The following is a 25,759-nucleotide window of genomic DNA, read 5'->3' on the forward strand; positions in this document are numbered from 1 at the left end:
TCTCCCGGTGTCAGACCTGACGGCCGGCCGGCATCGGCTCGAACGGCGTTTCCCGGGCCGTCGGCTTGTTGGCCTGGCGCGCCACGACGATGGTGCGCAGACCGAAGACCGCCACGGCCACTACCACGAACATGAAGACACCTGCGAGCGTTGCATCGACGTAATCGTTGAACACGATCTGCTGCATCTGCGCGACCGACTTCGCCGGTGCGAGCAGCTTGCCGTCTGCGAGTGCCGCCTGATACTTCCCGGCGTGGGCGAGGAAGCCGACCTTCGGGTCCGGATCGAACATCTTCTGCCATCCGGCGGTGAGCGTGCAGGCGAGCAGCCACAACGTCGGCAGGATCGTCACCCAGGCGAAGCGTGCGCGCTTGAGCTTGAAGAGCACGCACGTTGCGAGAATCAGCGCGATGGCGGCCAGCATCTGGTTGGAGATGCCGAACAACGGCCACAGCGTATTGATGCCACCGAGCGGATCGACCACCCCCTGATACAGGAAGTAGCCCCACGCGGCGACACAAAGTGCCGTGGCGATCAGGTTCGCGGGCAACGACTCCGTACGCTTGAGCGACGGCACGAACGTGCCGAGCAGATCCTGCAACATGAAGCGGCCGGCACGCGTGCCTGCGTCGACTGCCGTCAGAATGAACAGCGCCTCGAACAAGATGGCGAAGTGATACCAGAACGCCATCATCGCTTCGCCGCCCGCCACCTGATGCAGGATGTGGGCCATGCCGACGGCCAGCGTCGGTGCGCCGCCGGCACGCGAGATGATCGTGTTCTCACCGACCGCGCGGGCGGTGGCGGTCAGCACGTCGGGCGTGATGGAAAAGCCCCAGCCCGAGACAACTTGCGCCACGGCTTCCGGCGTCGTACCGATCACGGCGGCCGGGCTGTTCATCGCGAAGTACACGCCGGGGTCGATCACGGAGGCCGCGACCAGCGCCATGATGGCCACAAACGACTCCATCAGCATGCCGCCGTAGCCGATGAAGCGCGCGTTGACTTCGTTATCGAGCAGCTTGGGCGTGGTGCCCGACGAAATCAGCGCATGGAAGCCGGAGACGGCACCGCACGCAATCGTGATGAAGAGGAACGGGAACAGCTTGCCCGACCAGACCGGACCGCTGCCGTCGACGAACTGCGTGAGCGCCGGCATCTTCAGCTCAGGCGCGACCACCAGAATGCCGATCGCCAAGGCCAGAATCGTGCCGATCTTCAGGAAGGTGGACAGATAATCGCGCGGGGCGAGCAGCAGCCACACCGGCAACACGGACGCCACGAAGCCGTAGCCGATCAACATCCACGTGAGTTGCTTGCCGTCGAACGTGAACAGCGGCGCGAGTGCGGCGCTGTCGTGCACGCTTTGGCCGAAGTAGATCGCGGCCATCAGCATCACGAAGCCGATGATCGACACCTCGCCGATACGGCCCGGGCGAATGAAACGCGTGTAGATGCCCATGAAGAGCGCGATCGGAATCGTCAGCCCGACGGTGAACGTGCCCCACGGCGAGCCCGCGAGCGCCTTGACCACGATCAGCGCCAACACGGCGAGAATGATGATCATGATGAGGAAGGCACCGAACAACGCGATCACACCAGGGATCATGCCGAGTTCGGACTTCACGAGATCGCCCAGCGAACGGCCGTCGCGACGCGTGGAGATGAACAGCACCATGAAGTCCTGCACCGCGCCAGCGAACACCACCCCGGCGAGAATCCACAACATGCCCGGCAGATAACCCATCTGCGCGGCGAGCACCGGGCCCACGAGCGGCCCCGCGCCGGCGATTGCGGCGAAGTGGTGACCGAACAGCACGTAGCGATTGGTCGGCACGTAGTCCAGTCCGTCGTTATGACGCCAGGCCGGCGTCATGCGCGTACCGTCGAGTTGCACCACACGCGTGGCGATGAACTTGCTGTAGAAACGATAAGCGATCAGATAAACGCAGATGGCTGCGATCACGATCCAGAGTGCGCTGACGGTTTCGCCGCGCGAGAGTGCTACCGTGCCAAGCGCGCAAGCGCCGACGACGGCCACCGCTGCCCAGGGCAGTTGTTGCCAGATGCGATTCATTGTCTCTCCTCGGAACTGCCTCCTGCGGGCAGCAACCCGGAACCGTGCCGTTGCAGCACTGTCCCGCCTCTTGGTGTGGCGCCATCGAGACGCCTCGAATCGCGGCTCGCTGCGAACGCCCTTCTTTCGGGGGTCTGTGTACAGCGAGAACCGGCGGCGTTGCGCGCAAACGCCACATGCGGACATATGAAGTTGCGCAACACTTGCGAGATACAACTCGGCAGCCCCGGCCACGATTCGGCGTGTAGTATTGGCGTTTGCCCACTGCGCCACAAGCGCGGAACTACGCAGGTCCGCTACGTGCTACTACGTAGCCAAATGCTGTGGAACACGGCATTGCAGGCTTTTCGAATGGCATGAATCTCCGACAGAAATTTTTCGTCCTGGCACTGTTACCGGTCGCATTGGCCATGGTCGCCATCGCGCTGGCGGTACGGCATCAAGGCAACGAGCTTTCGCGCGCGCAGCACGAAGCCGTGCAAACCACGTCGCTGGCCAACAAGCGGGCCGAGCTGCTGCATTACGTGGGTCTGGCGCGCAATGCCATCGAGCCGCTGTACAACGGCCCCGACACCCCTGCCGCGCGCGAACAGGCCCTCGCCACCCTTGCCCGCATGGAATTCGGCAAGGACGGCTACTTCTTCGTCTACGATCTCGAAGGCCGCAGCCTGATGCATCCGCGTCAGCCCGAGCTGGTCGGCCACAACCTCTGGTCGCTCAGGGACGAGTCGGGCGCCCCCACCATCCAACGCTTGATTGCAGCGGCACGCGCGGGCGGCGGCTACGTGCAGTACCCGTGGGAGAAACCGTCCCGCCAGCAAATGACGCCGAAGCTCGGCTACGTCATTGCCCTGCCACGCTGGAACTGGATGATCGGCACGGGCATTTATCTCGACGATGTCGAAGCCACGCTGCGTGAGTCGGACGAGCGTGCGCAGGCGAACATCGATCGCACGCTGATCTGGATCACGCTCATCGCTTCATCTTGTCTGGCAATCGTCGGCCTGTGCGGGCTCGTCGTGAACATCACCGAACTCAAGACTGCCGACGCGAAGCTGCGCCAACTGGCGCGTCAGGTCGTGGAGTCGCAGGAACTCGAGCGATCGCGTATCTCGCGCGAGTTGCACGACGGCATCAGCCAGCTCCTGGTCTCGGTCAAGCTGCTGCTCGAGTCGGCATCAATGCGTCTGCCGGGCTCACCCGCCGCCGCCAGCACCACGTTGGGCGTTGCCATCGAGCGGCTGAACGGCACGCTCGGCGAAGTGCGCCGCATCTCGCAGGCGTTACGCCCGGCCATGCTCGACGATCTCGGTCTGGCTGCCGCCATCGATCAGCTCGCACGGGAATTCGGCTCGCACGCAGGGCTTCCGGTCGAGATGAATGTCGAGGGCGACGCCCCCGTTCTGGACGACAACATCAAGACGATGCTCTACCGCATCGCGCAGGAGGCGCTCACCAACATCGAGCGCCATGCGCAGGCGTCGCGCGTCTCGATTCTGCTGATCTTCAAGTCCGACGGCATTCATCTGTCGATTGCCGACGACGGACGCGGCTTCGACGTGTCCGACGTGCACCACGATCCCCGTCACGGCATCGGCCTGCGCAACATGCGTGAACGCCTGGACGCCGTCGGCGGCGTACTCGGTATTCAGTCGTGGCCCGGTCTTACCACCGTCAGTGCGTGGGTACCTCTCACGCCTGCCGCCGCGAAAGCGGCGCTTCGTGCAACAACACGCAAATGACGCAAGCTCACCCTATCCGATTGCTGCTGATCGACGATCACCCGCTCGTCCGCGACGGACTCCGTGCGCGCTTCGACGCCTCGCCCAATCTTCAGGTCGTGGGGGAAGCGGGCAATGCGCAGGAAGCGCTCACGCGAGCGAAAACATCGTCGCCTGATCTCGCGCTGATGGACATCAGCATGCGCGGCACGAATGGTATCGAACTGACAGCCCAGTTCCGCGAGCAGTTTCCGCACATCGCCGTGTTGATACTCTCGATGCACGACAATGCCGAATACGTGCGTCAGGCCGTTCGCGCCGGTGCACGCGGCTACGTGCTCAAAGACGCGCCCGCGCACGAGATCGTGACCGCCATCGAACGCGTCGCTCGCGGCGATGCGTACTACAGCGCCGCCATTGCTGCGCGCGTGGTGCAGGCCTCGACGTCGCATGCGCCGATCGATTCGCTCACGCCCCGCGAACGTGAAATCCTCACGCGTATCGCCCGCGGACTGGCGAACAAACAGATTGCGACGGAAATGGATTTGTCGGTCCGGACCGTGGAAACCCATCGGCTCAATATCAAGCGCAAGCTCGGCATCGAAGGGCAAGCGGAGTTGATCAAATTCGCGGTGGAGAATCGACTGTAAGGTGTCGACGGGACAATCGCCCGGCATCGATCTACTGCTGAAACGGGTTGTACACCTCCACGCCTGTGCCGGAGAAATCCTTGACGTTACGCATCACTACGACGAATGAATCGCTGTACACCAACGTCACCTCCCCTCAACTTCCTGCACTCACTGATCACGTTCGTATCGAACAGATACATTGCAGTACTCAATTGGCTCAATTGACACGCGCGAAATCGCTGTCGAGTCCGACGTTAGGGAAATTCATGATCGCTTCCCCGACGCATCGGAACCCCGGAAGCCTCGCCACGTTATCCAGAATGGCCAGCACCTCTGCCTCCGGCGTTCTGTCATGCAATGCCGCGCGCGATCGGATCGATCTCATGAGCGGTTCATCAATCCCCTCGATCAACATCATGTGCATACGCCCCTCCCTTCATTCATCAACAAAAGTCGGCGTCCGAATTGAACACCCGAACAACAGGAGAAATGCTAGCACCGGAGAACTTTCGAAAACCGGCCAAAACCTCGCCCGGTGCAGCTTTCGGAAGGATCACAAGACAATAAAAAAATCCCACCGAGGATTCCCTCGATGGGATCGTGTGGTGCACCCCGTTGGCGCTGCCGCCGATACCGGTAATCGCACAGGGTCAGTGCACTACCGCCGCGATATCAGACGAATCACGACTTCAGGCGACGCTCGATGTCGGCCTTCGTGTCGAGCAGCGCCTGCGGCAGGTGATGCTTGAGCGTATCGAACAACTCGGCGTGAAGTTTCAGCTCCTCATGCCATGCGGCCGGCTCCATCGACGTCACATCGTCGAACTGTGCCTGCGTGAACGACAGGCCGTTCCAGTTCAGATCTTCGTAGCGCGGCGTGATGCCAAACGCGTTCTCCACCCCCTGCGCCGTGCCGTCGATACGGCCGAGCATCCATGCCAGCACACGCATGTTCTCGCCGAAGCCCGGCCACACGAACTTGCCGTCGGCCCCCTTGCGGAACCAGTTCACGCAATAGATCTTCGGCAGCTTCGCGCCCGTCTTGTCGAGGTGCGCGCCGGTGTCGAGCCAGTGCTGGAAGTAGTCGCTCATGTTGTAGCCGCAGAACGGCAGCATAGCGAACGGATCGCGACGCACCACGCCCTGCTGGCCCGCCGCAGCGGCAGTCGTCTCCGAGCCCATCGTCGCGGCCATGTACACCCCTTCGGTCCAGTCGCGGGCTTCGGTCACCAGCGGCACAGTCGTGGAGCGGCGGCCGCCGAAAATGAATGCGTCGATCGCCACACCGGCCGGGTTTTCCCAGCCGGCATCGATCGACGGACATTGCGACGCCGGCGCAGTGAAGCGCGAATTCGGATGCGCTGCCTTGCGGCCTGTCGCCTTCCCGCTTTCCGGTGTCCAGTCCTTGCCCTGCCAGTCGATCAGATGAGCAGGCGGCGTGTCGGTCAGGCCTTCCCACCACACGTCGCCATCGTCGGTCAGCGCCACGTTGGTGAAAATGACGTTCTCGCCGAGCGTGGCCAGCGCGTTCGGGTTGGTCTTCTCGCTCGTGCCCGGCGCCACGCCGAAGAAGCCGGCTTCCGGGTTGATCGCGTACAGACGGCCGTCTTTGCCCGGCTTGATCCAGGCGATGTCGTCGCCGAGGGTCTCGACCTTCCAGCCGTCGAAGCCCTTCGGCGGAATCAGCATCGCGAAGTTGGTCTTGCCGCATGCCGACGGGAACGCCGCCGCCACGTGATACTTCTTGCCCTCGGGCGACGTCACGCCAAGAATCAGCATGTGTTCGGCCAGCCAGCCTTCGTCGCGGCCCATCTTCGAGGCGATGCGCAGCGCAAAGCACTTCTTGCCCAGCAGCGCGTTGCCGCCGTAGCCCGAGCCATAGCTCCAGATCTCACGGGTTTCCGGGAAGTGAACGATGTACTTCGTCGTGTTGCACGGCCAGGCCACGTCCTTCTCACCGGCCGCAAGCGGCTTGCCGACCGTGTGCACGCACGGCACGAACGCGCCGTCGGTGCCAAGCACGTCGTACACGGCGCGGCCCATGCGCGTCATGATGCGCATGTTCACCACCACGTAAGGCGTATCGGACAATTCCACGCCGATATGCGCAATCGGCGAACCGAGCGGCCCCATCGAGAACGGCACGACGTACATCGTGCGACCGCGCATGCAGCCCGCGAACAGGCCGTCGAGCGTCGTGCGCATCTCACGCGGATCGATCCAGTGGTTGGTCGGACCGGCGTCTTCGCGCTTTTCGCTACAGATGAACGTGCGGTCTTCCACACGCGCCACATCCGACGGATCGGACAGCGCGAGGAACGAATTCGGACGCTTGGCGGGGTTGAGCCGCGTCATCGTGCCGGCGGCCACCATCTGTTCGCACAGACGGTCGTATTCCTCCTGCGAGCCGTCGCACCAGACAACACGCTCAGGCTGGGTGATCGCCGCGATGTGCGATACCCAGTCGATCAGCTTGCGGTGACGCACCCAGGTGGGCAGATCACGTGTAGCGACATTGGACGAGGAGGCGTCGAGCGCGCTGGCGCTCACACTGGCTTGCGTCATGGGGGTTGTCTCCATGCAGAGTCGAGAAGTCGATGCGGACGACGGGCGTCTGTTGCGCGGGCACGTTGGATCGCCGGGCAACCCATCCGGTTGGGGATACCGGACAGGCGGACATGCCCCGGCGGTTACCGCAGGCGCTGGCAATCCGGGCGCTCGCAGGTTCAGGCCGCGTGAAGAATGGTGTGTGTTGTACGTCTTGCGACGCACGCAGCAACACACACGGGAAGGCAGAGGGCAACACGCGCATCGATACGTGCGCTTCAAGCGTCTCGTTCACCGGGTCCGATTTGTGTGTACGGGGTGGATTCGATTTTTTGCCATCGTGTTCAGGCGGTTTCGCCATGGTTGCCAGGACACCTGCCATACTATGCAAAACGAGGCGTCAGCATACCACCGCGCAAATCGCACCGGTGCTGCGTCGCAACAAGGCCGGCGGGGGATTTGCCCTGATAACGCCGTCCGTGTCAACGACCAGAGCACCCGCCCGTGCGACGGCCTCCGACAATTGTTCCGTCCCCGCAGGACTCCCCGGTTCCGCGCCGATCCGATTACGTTTTGCCATGAAAATTGCCATTCTCGACGACTATCAGGACGCCGTTCGCAAGCTCGACTGCTTCTCCCTGTTGGCCGGTCATGACGTCAAGGTCTTCAACAATACGGTCAAGGGCGTCGGGCAACTCGCTGCCCGCGTCGGCGAAGCCGAAGTGCTCGTGCTGATCCGCGAACGTACCGCCATCACGGCGCAGCTCATTGACAAGCTGCCGCGTCTGCGGATCATCAGCCAGACCGGACGCGCCGGCACTCACATCGACATCGACGCCTGCACCGCCCGTGGCGTGGCGGTACTCGAAGGCGTGGGCTCGCCCATCGCACCGGCCGAGCTTACCTGGGCGCTGATCATGGCCGCCCAGCGCCGCATTCCGCAGTACGTCTCCAGCCTCAAGCACGGCGCGTGGCAACAATCGGGCCTGAAATCGTCGAGCATGCCGCCGAACTTCGGTCTGGGTCAGGTACTGCGCGGCCAGACGCTCGGCCTCTGGGGTTACGGCAAGATCGGCCGCCTCGTGGCAGGCTACGGCCGCGCCTTCGGCATGGAAGTGATGGTGTGGGGCCGCGAGGGTTCGCGTGAAGCTGCCGCGGCCGACGGCCTGCGCGTGGCGGACAGCAAGGAAGAACTCTTCACGCAAAGCGATGTGCTCTCGCTGCACCTGCGCCTGAACGACGAGACGCGTCACCTCGTCAAACTCGAAGATCTGCTGCAAATGAAACAGACCGCCCTGTTCGTGAACACGAGCCGGGCGGAACTGGTGGAAGAAAACGCGCTGATCACGGCGCTGAACCGCGGCCGTCCGGGCATGGCGGCCATCGATGTCTTCGAGAGCGAGCCGATTCTGCAAGGCAACCCGCTGCTGCGCCTGGAGAATTGCGTGTGTACGCCGCACATCGGCTATGTCGAGCGTGAGAGCTACGAACTGTATTTCCGCGTGGCTTTCCAGAACATCGTCGACTTCCTGAGCGGCGACCGCGCTCACGTCGCAAATCCGGCTGCGCTGCTCGGCTTCGGTCGATAACGCCACCGCACACGCTTCGCGCGCCCGCGAGGCGTGCCCTATTTCATCGTGTCCAGATGACGCAGGAACGTCTCGCCGTCCTTGCGACCCAGCGCGAATGCCGGGCCCATCATGTCGGGGCGCGTGTAATCCCAACTGGAAATCGGTACGGGCACGCTCGGCTGCACATATAGCCGGTCTTGCCCGCCGTGATGCTGCGTGAATATCTGCGGACGCGGATAGCGCCGCGTCACCAGCACAAGCACCTGGCCGGGCATGGCATCGAGCGCGTCGACGGGCACGTTGTCGACCATGCCGCCATCGAGCACGGCCCGTCCGTCGCGACGGAGAATCGGCGTGAACGGCGGCGTACAGGACGATTGCAGCATCAGATCGGCCAGATCCTCGGTGGACCGGCAATCCTGCGCGCGCACGAATTCGGGAGTGAAGCCAAGCCGACGGGCGAGCGTCGGGTGCAGAGTACGGCGCACGTGCTTGTCGATGTTGTAGGCCACCAGCGCTGCCGCCGTGGCCGTGCGTGGCCCGAGCCAGCGCGGGATGTGCGACACGCCGACGCGAATCTCCGGTCCGGCGGCGAGCTTGTCGAGCTGGCCCTCATAAATGTCGAGCAGCGCCTGCCGGTAGATGCGGTAATGCGGAAACACCCGCTCACGGCGCAGCAGGTTGCCCCAGTAGGCGTTCTTGCGATTGTTCGCGAGTGCCCGCCGGTAATAGTCCATCACCCAGTCCGATTCGCGCATGTGCAGCATGCACGCGGTGGCCGCCCCGGCCGATATCCCGGTGATGACGCGCGGGCGCAGCGGCACCTCGCGCACGACGCGTTCCCAGAATCCCGCCTGCCACCAGCAACGGTTGCCGCCGCCGGCGAATACGATCTGATCGAACACCTGGCCCCCTTCGGTGATATCGCGTTATCGACGCTGAACGTCTTGCAACGGTACGCTCAAAGCAGCGCGTAGGTCGTGGTGGCGTGCACCGCCATCTTGCCCGATGCATCGAGAATCTCGATCTCGCCGAACACCAGATTCTTGCCGCGACGCAGAATCCGCGCGATCACGCGCAAATCGCCCTCGGCCACCGGGCGCATGAACTGCGTGTTGAGCGTGACGGTCGTCATCGGCTGGAAGCCGCCAAGCGAGGCCGAGAGCGCCACCACCATGGCCGTGTCGGCCACGGCCATGAAGACCTGCCCGCAGATGACGCCGCCGCCGTGTTTGAACGCAGCGTCGAACGGCAATCGCAATTCGCTTTGTTCCGGCCCGGTCGCCTCGACTTGCAGATTGAGTTGCCGCACCCACGGCGCGACGAGTTCATCGAGCATCTTCTGCGCCTGCACCCGCTCCATCCCGACCCTCCTCCAATATCGTTGTGACGCCGATGATAGCGCCAAAACAACAGCGCCACCCGGCAAGGGGTGGCGCTGGCGTCATGCGCGCGATCCGTAATCAGCGGCAACTCATCCGTTCGTCTTGTCCTGATGAACTCGCTGGCTTTGGTGATTTTCGCGATGCTGGATGCCTGCCTGCTCGCCCTTGCTCACGTGACCGTTCTGGCCCGCGTGCGCTTCGGCGGTGTCGACATGGGCCTGCCCGCGCTCAAGACTACCGACCTGGCGATTATTCAACGTACCGGCGGCCTGTCCCTGGGCGATGCGCTTTTCCTGGTTGACGTTACGTTGCACGTCGGCCTGCATGCGCTCCGACGACTTCGACGTGGGATTCGCCACCTGGCCGTTGTGCTTGAGCTGATCAATCTTCGCGCTCTCCTTGTTCTGCGCGTTGGCGATGCGCGCCTTCTCGGCGGCGGTATCTCCCGTGTGATCGGCGTGCGCTTGCATGCGGTCGATCTTCGCCTCTCCCCTCTCGATGCTCGACGCTTCCTTGGTCGTCAGTTGACCGCTCTTCAGTCCGTTCTCGACGCGCTGCTGCTGGTGGATGTCGCGCGCCGTCTCGGTGGGGGTGCTTTGCGCAAACGCCTGCGAGGCGAACACACCGCCGAGGGCAACCGTCACGGCACTCAGAATCAGCGTTTTACGAACGTTCATGATGGAATCCTTATTGACTTTGGCTGTGCTTTCGAAATACCCGGACACGATCGGGTGGATGCGTGTTCGGGGAACCGGCGGGACCGGGGCCGTTGGCGGGATTGCCAGCGAATGACCGTGTCCTTATGCGGATTAACGAAGCGCGCGAGCATCGCGCCGACAGCCGTCGTGTAACCGGGCAGTCCGAAAAGTAACGGCTTGTAATCCGCGCGCCGGGGCAGAGGCGGGCTATGTCCCTGAAATCGCTCAGACAGTCGCAGACAGCGCGGTAACGATTTGATACAGTGGTGCCCATTTGGTCGGCACGCCCTGCCGCAGAGCGCGCCACCCCATTTCCCCCCATCAGTCCCCATACGCGAACAAGCGAGTCAAGAAGGAGCCTTCACCATGCAGAGCACCAGAGACGACCTCGGCAAACTCATCCTGCGCCTTACCCTCGGCATCCTGCTGCTGTTTCACGGCGTCAGCAAAGTGATCAACGGGGTCGGTTTCATCGAGGGCATGGTTACCTCGCACGGCCTGCCGAGTTTCCTCGCCTACGGCGCCTACCTGGGTGAAGTGCTCGCGCCGGTGCTTCTGATTCTTGGTGTGCTCACCCGTCTGGGCGGCCTGCTCGTCGTGTGCAACATGCTTGTCGCCTTCTCACTGGTTCACCTGAGTCAACTGGGCGACCTCTCGAAGACCGGCGGCTGGGCGCTGGAGCTGCAAGGCTTCTATCTGCTCGCGGGCCTTTGCGTGATTCTCTTCGGTGCCGGGCGCTACAGCGTGTCCGGTGGCCGTGGCGCCTGGGACTGACCTGAGACCAGCTAACGTCGCCCATCGGGAACCGGCCGCCGCGCGCAGTGTTGCGCCGGCGGTCGCGACGGCCCGCGCTTGCCGCCCTTGTCGATGGGCGGCAAGCGCGGGCCGAGTCGTTTCGGCATATTGCATACGCAGGCGCCGGTAACGTCGGGTAATACAGCGGTTGCACTTTGCAACTTGTTCCGCGCGGCAATGACTTACTCTGAAACTGCCAATTCCGGCAGTATCAACAGGAGTCAACACCATGCGCAAACTGAAGATCGCCGCCGCGTCGGCAATCCTCGTCGCCACCTCGATGTTCGGTATCGCCCATGCCGCAGACGCCACCGCACCGGCCACGGGTCCGCACGCCGCCATGCACCCGATGCGCGGCGACCACGGTCCCTGGGGGCTCGGTGACATTCGTAAGCTGCACGATCAACTCAAGCTCGACGCTCAGCAGGAACAAGCCTGGCAGCAGGCCGTGAACACGTCGAAGCAGAACCACGACGCCATGCGCAAGAACGGCGAACAGTTCCGTCAGATGATCGCGCAGGCGAAGGATCAGCAAGTACTCGATCTGGCTGGCATGCGTGCCGCGCGCGAAAAGGTATTCGATCAGAACCGTCAGCTTCACAGTCAGACGGAAGATGCCTGGCTGAACGTCTACAACGGGCTGAACAACGATCAGAAGATCCTCGTGAGCAACGCCATCAAGGCGCGCTGGGCCAAGATGAAAGCCTGGCACGACAAGGCGATGCAGCATCGCGGCCAGATGCCCATGGGCGCGCCGGGGATGCAAGCGCCGGCCGGTCAGGCGCAATAGCCGCAATAAGCGCGAGGCCAGCGCCGCCGGCGCCCGACTGCCCGGCATGTCGTGAGACGCCCGGCCCCCGCCGTCGTGCAGGGCCGGGCGTTTTTTATCGACGTGAGAATGCCGAACGAATCGCCCCGTCGGCGTGATTGCGGAAGTGCATGCCTTCGCCATAGCGGTTGAACATCGGCGCGTAGACCCTGTTCGGCAACGCGGCGCTGACGAATAGCGGATGGCGCTCCAGCGCGCCGAGAATCACGTCGCCCAGTGCGCGAGTTGCCCTGTGATAAATGGGAATGATTTGCATTACAAGATGATCGATTTGCGATACTCCCCTGAAATCACGGCATTTCCCGCAATACGTCGTAAGGCAAAAGCACCCACGCAGGGCGTGCCATCGGTAAGGCGATGAAATCACAACGATTGCTTCATCGACACGGAATCGATATTCGCCCGCGCCTGTACGCGAATTCGCGGGTTTTCCCTAGGATCAACAGCACGACAACTGCGGAGCTTTTGAGCAAATCGTGAGTGGCCTGGTGTGCTGCGCAGGTTTCGACTGGGGATATTAGCGATCCGGCTTGCGTCATATCGATATGACGGCGACCTTGCTATGCAAAGACGAATCGCTTATTGGCGCGTGCGACTGGCATCGCGATACAAGGAGGAATCACTTGCATGCCCGGCGCTTCCCGCCGCGTTGTCACGACTTTCAGAACTCTCGCTTCGCCATGTCCCGTCAAATCGAGTGCCTCCTACCCGCCCAAACACATCACGTCTGCGAAACGGCGCCGCAATATCCGCAGCGCCGCCGCTTTCTTCAACGCGCAGGTACGGCGATGTTCGCGGGGAGCGCCGTGCAGGTCTTCGGTGCAGCGGGCGCATTGACGCTCAGTGACAATGCCCGTGCGGCTACCTCGCCGCTCACGCTGCGCATTGGCTATCAGAAGTCGTCGACGCTCATCGTGCTCGCCAAGGCACGCGGCACGCTGGCGCGCGCGCTTGCGCCGCACAACGTCACACTCACGTGGCACGAGTTCACGAGCGGGCTGCCGCTGCTCGAAGCGCTCAACGTCGGGAGCATCGATTTTTCGGCCGACGTGGCCGATACGGTGCCGGTGTTCGCGCAGGCCGCGGGGGCGCGCATCGCCTATGTCGCACGCGAGACGCCGTCGCCGGATGCCGAAGCGATACTGGTGCCGCAAAACTCGCCGATCAAGACGCTCGCGGATCTCAAAGGCAAGCGCGTTGCCGTGACCAAGGGCGCAGGCGTGCATTACTTGCTGATCGCCGCGCTGCAAAGCGTTGGTCTGCGCATCAACGACGTGCAGCCGGCCTACCTCACGCCCGCTGACGCACGCGCGGCGTTCGCCAGCGGCAACGTCGACGCCTGGGTGACGTGGGACCCCTTCCTGGCGGGCATCGAGCATCAAGACAAGGTGCGCACGCTGACGAGCGCGCGCGGGCTCGCGGGCTATCAGCGCTACTACCTCGCGACCCCCGCGTTTGCCCGCGATCACGACGCCGTGCTGCGCGAGGTTTACCGGACATTGCGCGAGACAGGTCAGTGGGTACGCGCTAACCCGCGCGATGCGGCAGCGCAGCTCGCCCCCCTCTGGGGACTGGATGCTGCCACGGTCGAAGCGGCCAACAAGCGTCGTAGCTACGACGTGCAACCGGTGGTACGCGACGCCATCGCCGAGCAGCAGCGCATTGCCGACGCCTTCACCCAGGCGGGTCTGCTGCCCAAGCGGGTTGACGCCGCCGATGCCATCCTCTGGCAACCGCCAGCCTGAACGTCGCGACAGGCCACGCATTACCTAGTAAAACTGATAGTTCGGTCAGGAAAGCGCCGCCATGGCGTAATTCCCACAATATCGTGTGAATTTCTCAGGTATTCCCAACGAAATTCATACACGTGTTTATACTTGAGAATGTAATACCTGAAGCATTCGGCCGGAGCCCCCCCGGAACGGCCTTGGCGTCTCGCCAGATTGCCGGACTCGGCGCCGACGGCGGCCCCTCGCTGCCTTCCGGAAACGTCGGTCTGGCTCGACGACATCATGAAATTCGCGACACCGGTGCAACACGTAAAAGTGTGCGCCGGTGTTGCCTATTCGCCGTCCAGGGATAATGCAAGCCACCAGATCGCTCTACCTGCTCGGACCGATGCGGGTCGAAAAAGGCAAACAGGCATGCGCCGTGAAATACACGAAAGCGCGCGGGCTGTTGGCCTATCTCGCTCTTCAACCGGGCTATCACACACGCGGCGCACTCGCCGACCTCTTCTGGCCGGATGAAGACGGCCAGGGCGGTCGCGACAAACTCAAGCGCATGCTCTTTCACCTGCGCGACACCCTCGGCGACGAACTCTTCGAATCGGATCGTCAAGTCGTGCGCTTGCGCCCCGAGACGGGTCTGTGGATCGACGCCCACGTCTTCGCGAGCATGATCGAGCAGGCGGATCGCACGCTCGACGGCGTCACGGGTCTGGATCTGGCGGCGCATCTCCAACATCTGGCCGACGCCGTCGCTCTTTACCAGGGGCCTTTCCTGCACGGCCTGTCGGTACGCGAAACGCCCGATCTGGAACAGTGGATCGAGCTGCAACGCGACGAATACCAGCGCCGGCGCGTCTTCGGCGAACGACTGCTCGCCGACGGCTACGCCCGTCTGGGCGACCTCGATCAGGCACTCGCTCACGCACGACAGCTCGTGGCACTCGCCCCGTTCGACGAATCGTGCTGGCAGTGCCTGCTTGCGCTGCTGTTGCGCGCGGGGCGTCGCGACGAGGCCGAAACCGAATACCGCCGCTTGTGCGACATTCTGCGCGAAGAACTTGGCGAGACACCCGGCGCGGCGCTCACGCAGCTGCTGGAAACACCGCCTGCGCGAATGGAACAGCGCGCCACGGGGCCCGAGCGTCGCCAATTGACGGTCGTGGCCATCGAATTCGCGCCCAACGGCATCGACGATCCCGATCAACTCGTGGGCATGATGCGCCCGCCGCTCGTGCAATGTGAAACGATCCTGCGTCAGTCGTGGGGTTACACGATGCGCACGCCAACCGGCGGCCTGCTCGGCTATTTCGGATATCCCACCGCACTGGAAGGCGCCGGACGCCACGCCGTCGAAGCCGCCATGCGCTGCGTGCAGGCAAGCACCGCGCGCGTGGGCATCGGTGTGGGCGTTCACACCGGACTCGTCATCAGTTCGGTCGCCGACGACAGCCCCGACACCGGCGGGCGCGTCTCGCGCTCCGCAACGCAGTTGGCCGACATGGCGCTGCCCGGCGAAGTGGTGATCTGCGATGCCACGCAACGCCTCATTGGCGTCGCCATTGCGACCACGCCTCATGGCAGTGTGCGCGAGCGCCACGCGAATCGAGATATCCCGGTGTTTCGCGTCAATCCCGACCCCACACCGGAGCGCCGCTCGCGCCGGCGTGCAGCCATGCTCTTCGGCCGCGATGCGGCGCTGGCCGAACTCGCCCGCGCACACGCGGCTATGCGCGACGCCGCTACCGGTCAGGGCACACTCTCGCTGGTGATCGGCGAGGCGGGTATCGGCAAGACGGCGCTGGTTCGCCATTTCATCGAAACACGCGGTCTGCGCGCGATCGATCTGGCCTGCGCACAAGACGGCGCAGGTACGCCGTTCCATCCGATTGCCCGCTGGCTGCGCACGCAATCCGCGGCCGAGGCCTCGCAACTCCCGCAACCCGCCCTGCTCGCGCATCGTCGCCTGCGAGCGCTGTTCGACATGCACGCCGACGGCAACGTGCCGCATGCATGGAAGCAGGCCGTGCTCGACGAAGCCCCCGCCCTGCTCGCCGCGCTGCTGCCCGATGGTGGTGTGCTGATGCTCGACGACGCCCACTGGACCGATCCATCCACGCAGGAATTGCTCGCGCTCATGGCGGAGAATCCGCCGTGTGGCCGTCTGTTGATCGTATGCGCCCGCCCCGAATTCGAGCTGCCGTGGCATCACACGGTGAGCTTGTGCCGCATCGATCTGGCGCCGCTCGACGCGGGTGCAGCCGCCTCCATCGTGCGCGCGGCGACGCCACGCGTTGCGCTGCCGGCGGCCATGCGCGAGCGCATCGTGCATCTCGCCGAAGGGGTACCGCTGTTCCTGCAAGAGCTGGCGCGGGCCACCGCCGCACAGCAAGCCGGACGCGGCCCGGTCGGCGCCATGCCGATGCCGGCCAGCCTTCAGGAATTGATGATGGCGCGCATCGACGCCGCCGGCAGCGCCAAGCCGGTGGCTCACTTTGCGTCGTGCCTCGGCCCGGAGTTTCAGGCCGACGTACTCGCCATCGCAAGCGGACGTTCGATGGCCCTTGTCGAGCGCGCGCTCGACACACTCGTTGCCTGCGCCCTCGTGCAACGTCAGGACAGTGGCCACTACGTCTTCCGTCACGCGCTGCTGCACAAGGCCGCCTACGATGCGCAACCGCAGGAACGCCGTCAGGATGCGCACCGCCGGATCGCGCTCGCCATGCGCGAGCATGACGCGTCAGCCGTGCAGACCGAGCCCGAAGTGCTTGCCTGGCATTTCCGCCAGGCGGACGAGCCGCAGGCGGCCATCGAGCACTACCGTCTTGCAGGCGAATTCGCAACGGGGCGCCAGGCATTCCGTGAAGCGTGCGCGCACTATCAAAGCGCACTGGATGTCTTGCGGCAGACGGGCGCTAACGCCCAGACCGCGCAACAGGAATTGCAATTGCGCATGGCGCTCGGCGTGCCGCTCATCTCGCTACATGGTTATGGTTCGGAACCCGCGCGTCACAATTTCGAAACGGCGCTCGCGCTCGCACAGCCGATGGGCGACGACGTCGCGCTGTTCCCTGTCTACTGGGGGCTGTGGCTTGGCTCCAGTTCGTGGAGCAACTTCGACCGAAGCATCGACCTTGCACGCAAACTCATCCTCATCGCCGAGCAGGCCGATGCCGGGCCGTTGCTCGCGCACGCGTACTACGCGCTGGGCAACAGCCTGTGCTGCCACGGCGACTTCAACGGTGCGGTAACGGCACTGGAAACCGGGCTCGCGCATTACCGGCCCGAACACGCCGACACGGGTCTCGGCGAAGACGCCCGCATCACCGGACTGTCGTTCCTTTCGTGGGCGTACTGGTTCACCGGCCGCCACGACGCATCGCTTGCGGCCAGTGAAGAAGCGTTGGCGATGGGACGTCAGCAAGGCCGTCACTACTCCTTCTCGTTTGCGCTGGTGTTTGCGGCGATGTTGCGACGCTTGCGTCGTGAAGTGGCGTCTGCCGAGGCACTGGCGAGCGAAGCGACCGAAGTGGCGACGGAGGCGGGCGTGGCCCTTTGGGCGCTCGCCGGACAGACGATTCGTGGCTGGGCGCTCGCCTCTCGCGGCGACGTGAACGGCCTCGAGCGCATTACCGACAGCGTGGGCCGTCTGAGCGAGATCATGGGCGGCGTCGAAGGCATGTTCTTCGGTCTGCTCGTGGAAGGGTGCGCGGGAACGGGCGACATCGCGCTCGGGCTGCACGCGGCCGAACGCGGTGCCCACGTGGCAGCACGCCGCAGCGACGCCCATTGGCAGGCGGAATTCCTGCGTCAGAAGGGCGACTTCCTGCGCGCCGGGCATCATCCCGACGACGCGGTGCGCCCTTGGCTGGAACAAGCCTTACAGATCGCGCAGGCGCAGGCGTCGCCGTCGCTCATCTTGCGTGCGACGCTCAGCCTGTTGCGCCTGAGTGGCGGCAACGCGCCAGGCGACGACGAACGGGTGCAGCTGCTGCGCGAGGCGCTCGACGCGCTCGAAGGCGGCGAGATGCTTGCCGATGTCCAGGAAGCCCGCACCCTCATTGCCGACGTCTCGGCGCCGCAGCCCGCACGCTACACTGCCCGCTACGGAAGTTGACCGGGCGCACCGGCACGGCAAAGTCATTGCCGGTGCGGGGCTCGCTCAGGCCCCGCGAATAGGCGCTATCAGGCACGTCGTATGTCCGCCGGAGGCCCGGCCGCTATATTGAGGCGACCGGTGCCCCCAACCCATCCGACATGCCCATCGACCCCATGCGTCTGCCGTCCGGCGCTTCGCCGGACCGCCGCCTTACCGCCAGCAACGCGCCGCTCACGCGGGTGAGCGCCGTGCGCGAAGCTCCTACTCCGCTCGTCTCGCGCGAAGTCGTCGTCTCCGGCTGCGTCAATCGCCGTCACTCGTTCGATCTCTGTTCGCTCATGCGTCTGCCGACGCAACTGACCGGGCCGCTCGATGTCGGCACGCTCGCCGTCTATGAACGCGACGGCCTCCCGCTTGGCGACGACGAAGGAGGCATTGGCCTAATTTCGACGGGCGACCTGCGCGTGGCGCTACGCCAGGTGCGAGCCCTCAAGCGGCTCACCGTCCATCTGGCCGATCCGCACACGCGCTGCCCCCCTTCGCGACGACCGTGAGCCACCTACACTGGTGGCACTCTTCCAACGGTAACGCGAACTATGACCGCATCTCACCGCAATTCCGACTCGACAGGCGCGAACGCCATCGGCCGCTGGCGCATGCCGCCCGAGTGGCATCCGCACGCCGCCTGCTGGATGGCGTGGCCGAGCCACACGGTGGTATCGGGCGCGCGACGGCATGAGGTGATTCAGGAACTGGGCGCGATCGCCCACGCGATTGCGCAATTCGAACCCCTGCACGTCGCCGTCGATCCGGCCCACATGGACGAAGCACTGCGTTTTCTGCCGATCAGCACCACGCTTCACCTCATGCCTGTAGACGATCACTGGATGCGCGACACCGGCCCGACCTTCGTGTTCGACGACGCGATGACATTGCACGCCGTGCGCTGGAACTTCAACGGCTGGGGGCAGAAGCTGCAACCGATGCCCGGCGCCGATCCAAGGGTGGCGGAACGCGTTGCCTATGCGCTCGGTGCTGGCACGGCACCCGCGTCGCTCGTGGCCGAAGGCGGATCGTTGCATGTGGATGGGCAAGGCACGTTGATCGTGACGGAGACCTCAATTCTCAATGAGAACCGCAATCCCGGTCTGACGCGCCGCGAGGCCGAAGATGTCTTTCGTCACTGGCTGGGCGTCACGCACATCGTATGGCTGCCGGGTTCGTGGCTCGACGTGATAACCGACGGTCATGTCGATGGCGCCGCATGCTTCGTGCGGCCTGGCGTGTTGCTCGCGACAGGGACTTGCGACGACGACGAATGGTCGCGTGAGACGAGAGAGAACCTGCGCGCGCTACGGCTCGCGCGCGACGCCTGCGGACGGCCCTTCGAGATCGGCCTGCTGCCATCGCCCGACTTCGACGCCCTGCCCGCCGACATTGCCGGCGATCCCGACTTCGCGCCGGTGTACGTGAACTTCTATCTGCCCAACGAGGGGGTCGTCATGGCGTCGTTCGGCGATCCCGCGGCCGATGCGCATGCGCACGACATCGTGAAACAAGCGTTCCCCGACAGACACGTCGTGCAGTTGCCGCTTCGCGGGATTGCCCGGCGCGGCGGCGGCATTCACTGTTGCACGCAGCAACAACCGGCCACCGCGCGGCCCTAAGCCGTCAGGCTGTCTTAACTCGACGCCGCACGGCGTTTGCGCGGGGCCGTCACCTTCGCCGCCACCCCCGCCTTCGTGCTTGCCGTCTTCGGCTTCGCCGACGTCTTGCCGGCAGTCTTCGCGAGAACCGTCCCCTCGCCCGCCGCCTTACGCACGGTCCGCTTCGGCGGCACGGTGCCAGCTTCCGGCGACATCTTCACCGCCGCAGACTTGCGACGTGGTAGCGGCGGCGCACCGGCCCCAAGCTGCGAGCGCACGCGCTGCTGCATGTCAGCGATATCCGAGTCGAGAATCAGACGGCCGCGCAGCTTCCCGTTCATCCGCTTGATATAGGTGCGCGCCTCCTGCATATGGAAATGCATGAGTTCGCGCACGCGCTGCGCGTCGCCGGCGCGCGCCGCTTCGGTAATCTCGCGATGAATGTTGACGTTCGCCGTGCCGAACTTCTCATGCTCGCGGCGCGGGGTCTCGTTGCCGAACACGATCAACTGGCGAATCATCTCGTTGACGAGTTCGCAGGTGAAACGCAAGAAACTGTTGGGATTGGCGGCCGCGAGAATGTCGTGAAAGTCGACATCGGCCTGACGCTGACGCAGCAATTCGCGGCGATCGTGCGACGCCGGGCTGCAACACGCCATGTTGTGCTCCAGCGCTTCGAAGTCGGCCTCGGTCAGATGCGGCACGGCACCGGCAGCCAGCTCCGGTTCGAGCAACTGACGCACCGTATAGATGTCGTCGATGCTCACTTCCTTGAAGAAGAGATAGTTCTGCATGAGCTGAAACGTGCGCTCAAGCGGCACCTCCACCACCATGCCGCCGCCCGACGGCCCCGTGCTCACTTTGATGAGCCCCTGCACTTCGAGCGACTTGAGCGCCTCTCGAATGGTGCTCTTCGACACCCCGAACATCTGCTGCAGTTCCACTTCACGCGGCAGACGATCGCCGGGCAACAGATTGCCTTCGGTAATCAGACGCTTGATGGCTTCGGCAACGAGATCGCCGCGTTTTTGCTGTTTGATTTCCAACGGCTCTCGCACCATTTGCGCGTCCAATGCCATGTAGCGCCTCAAAAAGGTCTTGTTCACACGAATTTCCGACTGTGCCGCCTCGGAATTTTTTCCGATTGACACTCCAAAGCATTATACCTACGATCAAATCCATCCTATTTATCATTATAAATATGACGGATAGGGATAAGGCCCCGGACGTTGCAAGTCGTTACCGTCAGGTCGCTGCCCCGGATCGATTTTTTAAGGTCTGCGGCCGGTCAGCGGGTGACGCGCTGCACGTTGGCACCCCATGAACGATTGCTCTCTTTGCTGGAGACCCAATTGAATCGTCGTGAACTGTTGAAGCTCGCCGCTGCGGCGTCTCTGCCTGGCTCCCTACTCACCGCTCGCGACGTGTTCGCGCAAAGCACCGGCGCCATTCAATTGGCGTGTCCGGTGCCGATGTCGGGGCCGTTCGCCGCCAACGGCAAATTCGCCGATCTCGGCATGAAGCTCATCGTCGAGCAGTACGGCAAAGTGCTGGGCCGCCCGCTCGCCTATACCACCCTCGACACCGAGGGAAAACCCGCCACGGCCATTCGCCGTGTGCAGGAAATCGCGCAGCAGAAGGGCGCGCGCTTCTTCGCGGGCGGCATTCTGTCGTCCGAGGCGCTGGCGATGGGCAAGGAAGCCGAGAAGGCCGGCGGCATCTTCATCACCACGGCCGGGGCCGACGAAATCACGGGCAAGGATTGCAACAGCGCCACGTTCCGCTGGTCGGTGCCGACCTTTGGCGCCATAGAGCAAACGGTGCGCCCGCTCATCGAATCGATGCCCAAGGCCAAGCGCTGGTACACGATCACGCCGCAATACGTGTTCGGCGAAGGTCTGCTCACTGCCGCGAAGAACATCTTCAAGGAGAAAGGCATCGAGCACGTGGGCAACAGCTATCACTCGCTCACGGAGAAGGAGTTCTCGGGCTATCTCACGAACGCGGCTGCCGCCAAGCCCGACGTGCTGCTGATCCTGAACTTCGGCTCGCAATCGTCCGACACGCTACGTCAGGCGGTGAGCTTCGGCATGAAGAAGAACTGCACGATCCTGATGGCGTGGGCATCGGGCCTGGAACAGTTCGAGACGCTCGGCGCCGATCTGTGCGACGGTGTGTACTTCGGCGCGCAGTACTGGCACGCCGTGGCCTCGCCGCTGAATCTCGATCTCGTCAAACGCACGCAGGACCGCTTCAAGCAGAACCCGAATTACAGCCTCGCGGGCTCGTACATCTGCACCAAGCTCATGCTCGACGCCATGGTCAAGGCGGGCAGTGCCGATCCGAAGGCGGTCATCACTGCGATGGAAGGCATGAAGTACGACGGTCTCACCGGTCCGGAGGAAATCCGAAAGGGCGACCATCAGGTACTCAAGAACTACTATCTGCTCAAGGGCAAGCCCAAGTCGAAGATGAAGAATGCCGACGACTACGCCGACATTGTCAGCGCCGGGAAATCGTTCCTGCCACTCGACAAGACCGAGTGCAAGATGGCGTGACGAAGCAGCGCAACGCCATCGCTGTCTGAAGTGTCGCTCGCGGGGACGCCTTGCCGTCCCCGCATGTGTCGTCTGTGCCGCACGGCGAAAGCCGCACGGCGCACGGTGCTCCACGTCCACTCAAGTTCTCCGGGACGCGCATGAACGTCTATTTGCTGCAAGTCATCAATGGCGTCGGGATCGGGATGTTGTACTTCCTGCTCGCCGTCGGGTTATCGATCATCTTCGGCCTGCTGCGCTTCGTGAACTTCGCACACGGCGCCTTCTATCTGCTCGGTGCCTATTTCTGCTATCAGGCGCTGCAATGGGGGCTGTCGTTCTGGCTCGCGCTGATCCTGTGTCCGATCGTCGTGGGCGCGCTCGCGTGGATCGCCGAAAAGGTGCTGCTCTCGCATATCTACGAGAAGGCGCACGAATTCCACATCCTCGTCACGGTCGGCCTCGCACTGGTTGTGCAGGAACTGGTCATCATCGTGTGGGGGCCGCTGGGCGATAACGTCGCCGTGCCCGAGGTACTCGACGGCGTGGTGATGTGGGGCAGTTTCATCTATCCGAAATACCGGCTCTTTCTCATCGGCTTCACCGCAGTCTTCGCCGCCGTGCTCTGGTGGCTGCTCGAAGGCACCCGTCTGGGCAGTGCGGTGCGCGCGGGCAGCGAGTCGTCCGAGATGGTGTCGCTGCTCGGCATCAACGTGTTCCGGGTGTTCAGTCTCGCCTTCGCGCTTGGCGCGGGCACGGCTGCGCTTGCGGGCGTGCTGGCCGCACCGGTGCGCGGTGTCGAACCGTTCATGGGCATCGAGGCGCTGGGCATTGCCTTCGTGGTGGTCGTCATCGGCGGCATGGGCAGTTTCGCTGGCGCGCTCGTGGGCGGTCTCGTGATCGGCATCGTGCAGAGTCTGATGAGCACGATCTGGCCGGAAGGCGCTCGACTGATGATTTATGTGGCGATGGCAGCCGTGCTGCTCATGCGTCCGCACGGCCTGCTCGGGAGGGGATGATGCTGGTACGTTACCGTTTTTGGCTGCTCGCCGCCGCTGTCACACTGATCCTGCCGGTCACGTTGTCGTCGGGCACGCTCGCGACCGAAGTCCTCGTCTACGCGCTCGCCGTGCTCGGTTGCAATCTGCTGCTCGGCTACACCGGTCTGCTCTCGTTCGGTCAGGGCATCTTCTTCGGCCTGGGCAGCTACACGCTGGGCATCATGCTCACGCGCACGGCGTTGCCCATGCCGCTCGCCGTCGTCGCATCGATCGTGCTGGGCGCGGTGATCGCGGCCGTCGTCGGCAGCTTCGCGATCCGTCAGAAGGGCACCTACTTCGTGATGCTCACGCTCGCGTGCGCGCAGATGTTCTACTTCCTCGCCTACACCGCAACGGACTGGACCGGCGGCGACAACGGGCTGCTCGACATCCCACGCAAATCACTGGCCATCGGCGGCAAGACGCTCATCCCGCTCGAGACGCCGTGGCAGTACTACACCTTCGTCGCCATCGTCTTCCTGATCGTCTTCGCGGCACTGTTGCGCGTGGCCGATTCGGTGTTCGGCCGCACGCTGCTCGCCATTCGCGACAACGAAACCCGCGCCGCCGCCATCGGCTATCACGTGAAGACGTTCAAGCTCGTGGCGTTCGCCATCTCGGGCGCCGTCACGGCGCTCGCCGGTGCCTTGCATGCGCTGATGACGGGTATCGCGCCGCTGTCGAACATCGAATACCACACGAGCGAGATGATCCTCGTGATGACGGTGATCGGCGGCACGGGCAATCTGTTCGCTTCGGTGCTGGGCGCTGCGTTCTACGTGCTCGCCGCCGACTGGCTCTCCACGCTCTGGCCGCGCTGGCTGTTGTTGCTCGGCCTGCTGCTTATCGCCGTGAGTTTGTTCATGCATCGCGGCCTGTGGGGTGTAGGGGAATCGCTGTGGTATCGCATCACCGGCAAACGCGGCGACACCAACGGCAAACTGGATACGCAGGGAGATGCGACATGAGCGACGCGCCTAACGCGCTTATTGAAGCCAGCGGCATCGTCAAACGCTACGGCAAATTCACAGCGCTGCATGGCGTGGATCTGCGCGTGGCCCCGCGCACGGTGCATTCCGTCATCGGCCCGAACGGCGCGGGCAAGACCACCCTGTTCCACATGCTCACCGGCACCGTGCCTGTCTCGGGCGGACGCATCCTGTTCGACGGTCACGACGTGACGACCGAAGCCGATTACCGCCGTGTGCAACGCGGCATTGCCCGCTCGTTTCAGGTGACGGCGCTGTTCCAGAACCTGTCGGTACGCGAGAACCTGCGACTGGCTGCGCTGGGTGTCACACCGCGCCACGCGCTCTCGTGCTGGCGCAAGGCCGACGGCCCACGCGCCTGCGCCAGCGTCGTCGACGACGTGCTCACGCGGCTCGCCCTCACGCGTCACGCCGACACTGCGGCGGGGGCGCTCTCGCACGGACAGCAACGCCGCCTCGAAGTCGGCATGGCGCTGGCGGCGCGTCCCAAAGCCATCTTTCTCGACGAGCCGACGTCCGGCATGGGCATCGACGATCTCGACGACATGAAGCAACTCATCCGCGGCCTGCGCGACGATCACACCGTGGTGCTCATCGAACACAACATGAACATCGTGATGGACATCTCCGACACGATCACCGTCATGCAACAAGGCCGCGTACTGGTCGAGGGCAAGCCGGACGTCATTCGCGCCGACGATCGCGTGCGCGCCGCCTATCTCGGCAACATGATTACCGGAGGCCGCGCATGATTCTCGACGTCGCAGGCATTCACAGCTATTACGGCAAGAGCCACATCCTGCAAGGCGTGTCGCTGAACGTCGGCGACGGGGAACTCGTCACGCTGCTGGGCCGCAATGGCGCGGGCAAGTCGACGACGCTCAAGACCATCGCCGGCGTGGTCACGCCCAAGGCAGGCAGCATCTCGTTTCTGGGCAAGCCCGTCGCCGGGCAGCCCGCGCACCGCATCGCGGCAAAGGGCGTATGTTTCGTGCCCGAGCATCGGGGCATCTTCAAGCTGCTCACCGTCGAAGAGAATCTCAAGCTCGGCGCGCGGCGCGATTCGCCGTGGCAGCTTGCCGACATCTACCGCATCTTTCCGCGCCTGCAGGAGCGTCGCAAGAATGGCGGTGCGCAACTCTCCGGCGGCGAACAGCAAATGCTCGCGATCGGCCGCGCGCTGATGAATCATCCGCGCCTGCTCATGCTCGACGAGCCGGTCGAGGGCCTCGCCCCCGTGATCGTCGAAGAGATCGTGGCGCAGTTGAAGCTCATCAAGCAGGCGGGTGTGGCCATCCTGCTCGTTGAACAGAATCTGGAAGTCTGCACGCAACTCGCCGACCGGCACTACATCGTCGAGCAAGGCGTGATCGTGTATGGCGCGGACAACGCCGCTTTTCTCGCCGACGAGGTCGTCAAGGACCGTTATCTCGGCGTGGGCGTGGCGTGAGCCGCGCGTCCCGCAT

At 63.9% G+C, this 25,759-nt stretch carries 20 protein-coding genes and 2 pseudogenes; 14 read left to right on the forward strand and 8 right to left on the reverse strand.

Going from position 1 to position 25,759, the window contains the following annotated elements; all coding sequences use genetic code 11:
• Nucleotides 1–10: 10 nt before the first annotated feature.
• Nucleotides 11–2,077: a carbon starvation CstA family protein gene (locus tag PHO31112_RS02240; protein ID WP_150618984.1), complete on the reverse strand. Its 2,067-nt coding sequence runs from the start codon at nt 2,075–2,077 to the stop codon at nt 11–13.
• A 356-nt stretch (nt 2,078–2,433) separates the two neighbouring features.
• Between PHO31112_RS02240 and PHO31112_RS02245 the strand changes: the two genes are divergently transcribed.
• On the forward strand, nt 2,434–3,819 hold the full coding sequence (locus tag PHO31112_RS02245; protein WP_150618985.1) for a cache domain-containing protein: 1,386 nt from the start codon (nt 2,434–2,436) through the stop codon (nt 3,817–3,819).
• Nucleotides 3,816–4,448 carry a response regulator gene (locus tag PHO31112_RS02250; protein ID WP_010805664.1) on the forward strand — a complete coding sequence of 211 codons (633 nt, stop codon included), beginning with the start codon at nt 3,816–3,818 and terminating at the stop codon, nt 4,446–4,448. The genes PHO31112_RS02245 and PHO31112_RS02250 overlap by 4 nt, the downstream gene beginning before the upstream one ends.
• Nucleotides 4,449–4,647: 199 nt before the next feature.
• On the opposite strand, the gene PHO31112_RS02260 is transcribed toward PHO31112_RS02250, so the two are convergent.
• A complete protein-coding gene (locus PHO31112_RS02260; RefSeq protein WP_246177628.1) occupies nt 4,648–4,848 on the reverse strand; it encodes a FitA-like ribbon-helix-helix domain-containing protein in 201 nt (66 codons plus the stop codon).
• Nucleotides 4,849–5,111: 263 nt separating this feature from the next.
• Nucleotides 5,112–6,995, reverse strand: coding sequence for a phosphoenolpyruvate carboxykinase (GTP) (locus PHO31112_RS02265; RefSeq protein WP_246177630.1), 1,884 nt, complete (start codon nt 6,993–6,995; stop codon nt 5,112–5,114).
• A gap of 560 nt (nt 6,996–7,555) precedes the next feature.
• Here PHO31112_RS02265 and PHO31112_RS02270 point away from each other — a divergent pair.
• Nucleotides 7,556–8,566: a D-2-hydroxyacid dehydrogenase family protein gene (locus tag PHO31112_RS02270; RefSeq protein WP_150618986.1), complete on the forward strand. Its 1,011-nt coding sequence runs from the start codon at nt 7,556–7,558 to the stop codon at nt 8,564–8,566.
• A 38-nt stretch (nt 8,567–8,604) separates the two neighbouring features.
• On the opposite strand, the gene PHO31112_RS02275 is transcribed toward PHO31112_RS02270, so the two are convergent.
• From PHO31112_RS02275 to PHO31112_RS02285, 3 genes are all read right to left on the reverse strand, one after another.
• Nucleotides 8,605–9,453, reverse strand: a complete 849-nt coding sequence (locus PHO31112_RS02275; RefSeq protein WP_150618987.1) for a patatin-like phospholipase family protein — start codon at nt 9,451–9,453, stop codon at nt 8,605–8,607.
• 56 nt (nt 9,454–9,509) lie between these two features.
• A complete protein-coding gene (locus PHO31112_RS02280; RefSeq protein WP_010805670.1) occupies nt 9,510–9,911 on the reverse strand; it encodes a PaaI family thioesterase in 402 nt (133 codons plus the stop codon).
• Nucleotides 9,912–10,022: 111 nt separating this feature from the next.
• Nucleotides 10,023–10,610 carry a hypothetical protein gene (locus PHO31112_RS02285; RefSeq protein WP_150618988.1) on the reverse strand — a complete coding sequence of 196 codons (588 nt, stop codon included), beginning with the start codon at nt 10,608–10,610 and terminating at the stop codon, nt 10,023–10,025.
• Between the two features lie 387 nt (nt 10,611–10,997).
• On the opposite strand from PHO31112_RS02285, the gene PHO31112_RS02290 reads away from it, so the two are divergent.
• Nucleotides 10,998–11,405: a DoxX family protein gene (locus tag PHO31112_RS02290; RefSeq protein ID WP_010805672.1), complete on the forward strand. Its 408-nt coding sequence runs from the start codon at nt 10,998–11,000 to the stop codon at nt 11,403–11,405.
• Nucleotides 11,406–11,655: 250 nt separating this feature from the next.
• On the forward strand, nt 11,656–12,216 hold the full coding sequence (locus tag PHO31112_RS02295; RefSeq protein WP_150618989.1) for a Spy/CpxP family protein refolding chaperone: 561 nt from the start codon (nt 11,656–11,658) through the stop codon (nt 12,214–12,216).
• A gap of 115 nt (nt 12,217–12,331) precedes the next feature.
• Here the strand turns inward: PHO31112_RS02295 and PHO31112_RS02300 are convergent.
• Nucleotides 12,332–12,478, reverse strand: a pseudogene (locus PHO31112_RS02300) (PKHD-type hydroxylase); the annotation flags it as partial.
• A gap of 565 nt (nt 12,479–13,043) precedes the next feature.
• Here PHO31112_RS02300 and PHO31112_RS02305 point away from each other — a divergent pair.
• From PHO31112_RS02305 to PHO31112_RS02320, 4 genes are all read left to right on the forward strand, one after another.
• A complete protein-coding gene (locus tag PHO31112_RS02305; protein WP_150619258.1) occupies nt 13,044–14,000 on the forward strand; it encodes an aliphatic sulfonate ABC transporter substrate-binding protein in 957 nt (318 codons plus the stop codon).
• A 337-nt stretch (nt 14,001–14,337) separates the two neighbouring features.
• Nucleotides 14,338–18,099: an ATP-binding protein gene (locus PHO31112_RS02310; RefSeq protein WP_150618990.1), complete on the forward strand. Its 3,762-nt coding sequence runs from the start codon at nt 14,338–14,340 to the stop codon at nt 18,097–18,099.
• A 140-nt stretch (nt 18,100–18,239) separates the two neighbouring features.
• The gene (locus tag PHO31112_RS02315; protein ID WP_150618991.1) at nt 18,240–18,635 is read left to right on the forward strand and encodes a hypothetical protein; all 396 of its coding nucleotides are present in this window, start codon (nt 18,240–18,242) and stop codon (nt 18,633–18,635) included.
• A gap of 42 nt (nt 18,636–18,677) precedes the next feature.
• Nucleotides 18,678–19,748, forward strand: coding sequence for an agmatine deiminase family protein (locus tag PHO31112_RS02320; protein WP_150618992.1), 1,071 nt, complete (start codon nt 18,678–18,680; stop codon nt 19,746–19,748).
• Nucleotides 19,749–19,993: 245 nt separating this feature from the next.
• Here the strand turns inward: PHO31112_RS02320 and PHO31112_RS02325 are convergent.
• Nucleotides 19,994–20,806: pseudogene (locus tag PHO31112_RS02325) on the reverse strand (FadR/GntR family transcriptional regulator); the annotation flags it as partial.
• A gap of 273 nt (nt 20,807–21,079) precedes the next feature.
• Here PHO31112_RS02325 and PHO31112_RS02330 point away from each other — a divergent pair.
• The 5 genes from PHO31112_RS02330 to PHO31112_RS02350 all read left to right on the forward strand — a co-directional run bounded on the left by PHO31112_RS02330 (nt 21,080) and on the right by PHO31112_RS02350 (nt 25,743).
• Nucleotides 21,080–22,285, forward strand: a complete 1,206-nt coding sequence (locus PHO31112_RS02330) for an ABC transporter substrate-binding protein (protein WP_150618993.1) — start codon at nt 21,080–21,082, stop codon at nt 22,283–22,285.
• A gap of 140 nt (nt 22,286–22,425) precedes the next feature.
• Nucleotides 22,426–23,283, forward strand: a complete 858-nt coding sequence (locus PHO31112_RS02335) for a branched-chain amino acid ABC transporter permease (protein WP_150618994.1) — start codon at nt 22,426–22,428, stop codon at nt 23,281–23,283.
• Nucleotides 23,283–24,272 (forward strand): branched-chain amino acid ABC transporter permease, encoded by a 990-nt coding sequence (locus PHO31112_RS02340; RefSeq protein WP_150619260.1) that lies wholly within the window; start codon nt 23,283–23,285, stop codon nt 24,270–24,272. Before PHO31112_RS02335 ends, PHO31112_RS02340 begins: the two co-directional genes overlap by 1 nt.
• Complete coding sequence (locus PHO31112_RS02345) at nt 24,269–25,045, forward strand: ABC transporter ATP-binding protein (RefSeq protein ID WP_150618995.1); 777 nt, start codon at nt 24,269–24,271, stop codon at nt 25,043–25,045. Before PHO31112_RS02340 ends, PHO31112_RS02345 begins: the two co-directional genes overlap by 4 nt.
• Nucleotides 25,042–25,743 carry an ABC transporter ATP-binding protein gene (locus PHO31112_RS02350; RefSeq protein ID WP_150618996.1) on the forward strand — a complete coding sequence of 234 codons (702 nt, stop codon included), beginning with the start codon at nt 25,042–25,044 and terminating at the stop codon, nt 25,741–25,743. Before PHO31112_RS02345 ends, PHO31112_RS02350 begins: the two co-directional genes overlap by 4 nt.
• Nucleotides 25,744–25,759 lie beyond the last annotated feature (16 nt).

It is taken from the genome of Pandoraea horticolens (genome assembly GCF_902459555.1).
GTDB classification, from domain to species: domain Bacteria; phylum Pseudomonadota; class Gammaproteobacteria; order Burkholderiales; family Burkholderiaceae; genus Pandoraea; species Pandoraea horticolens.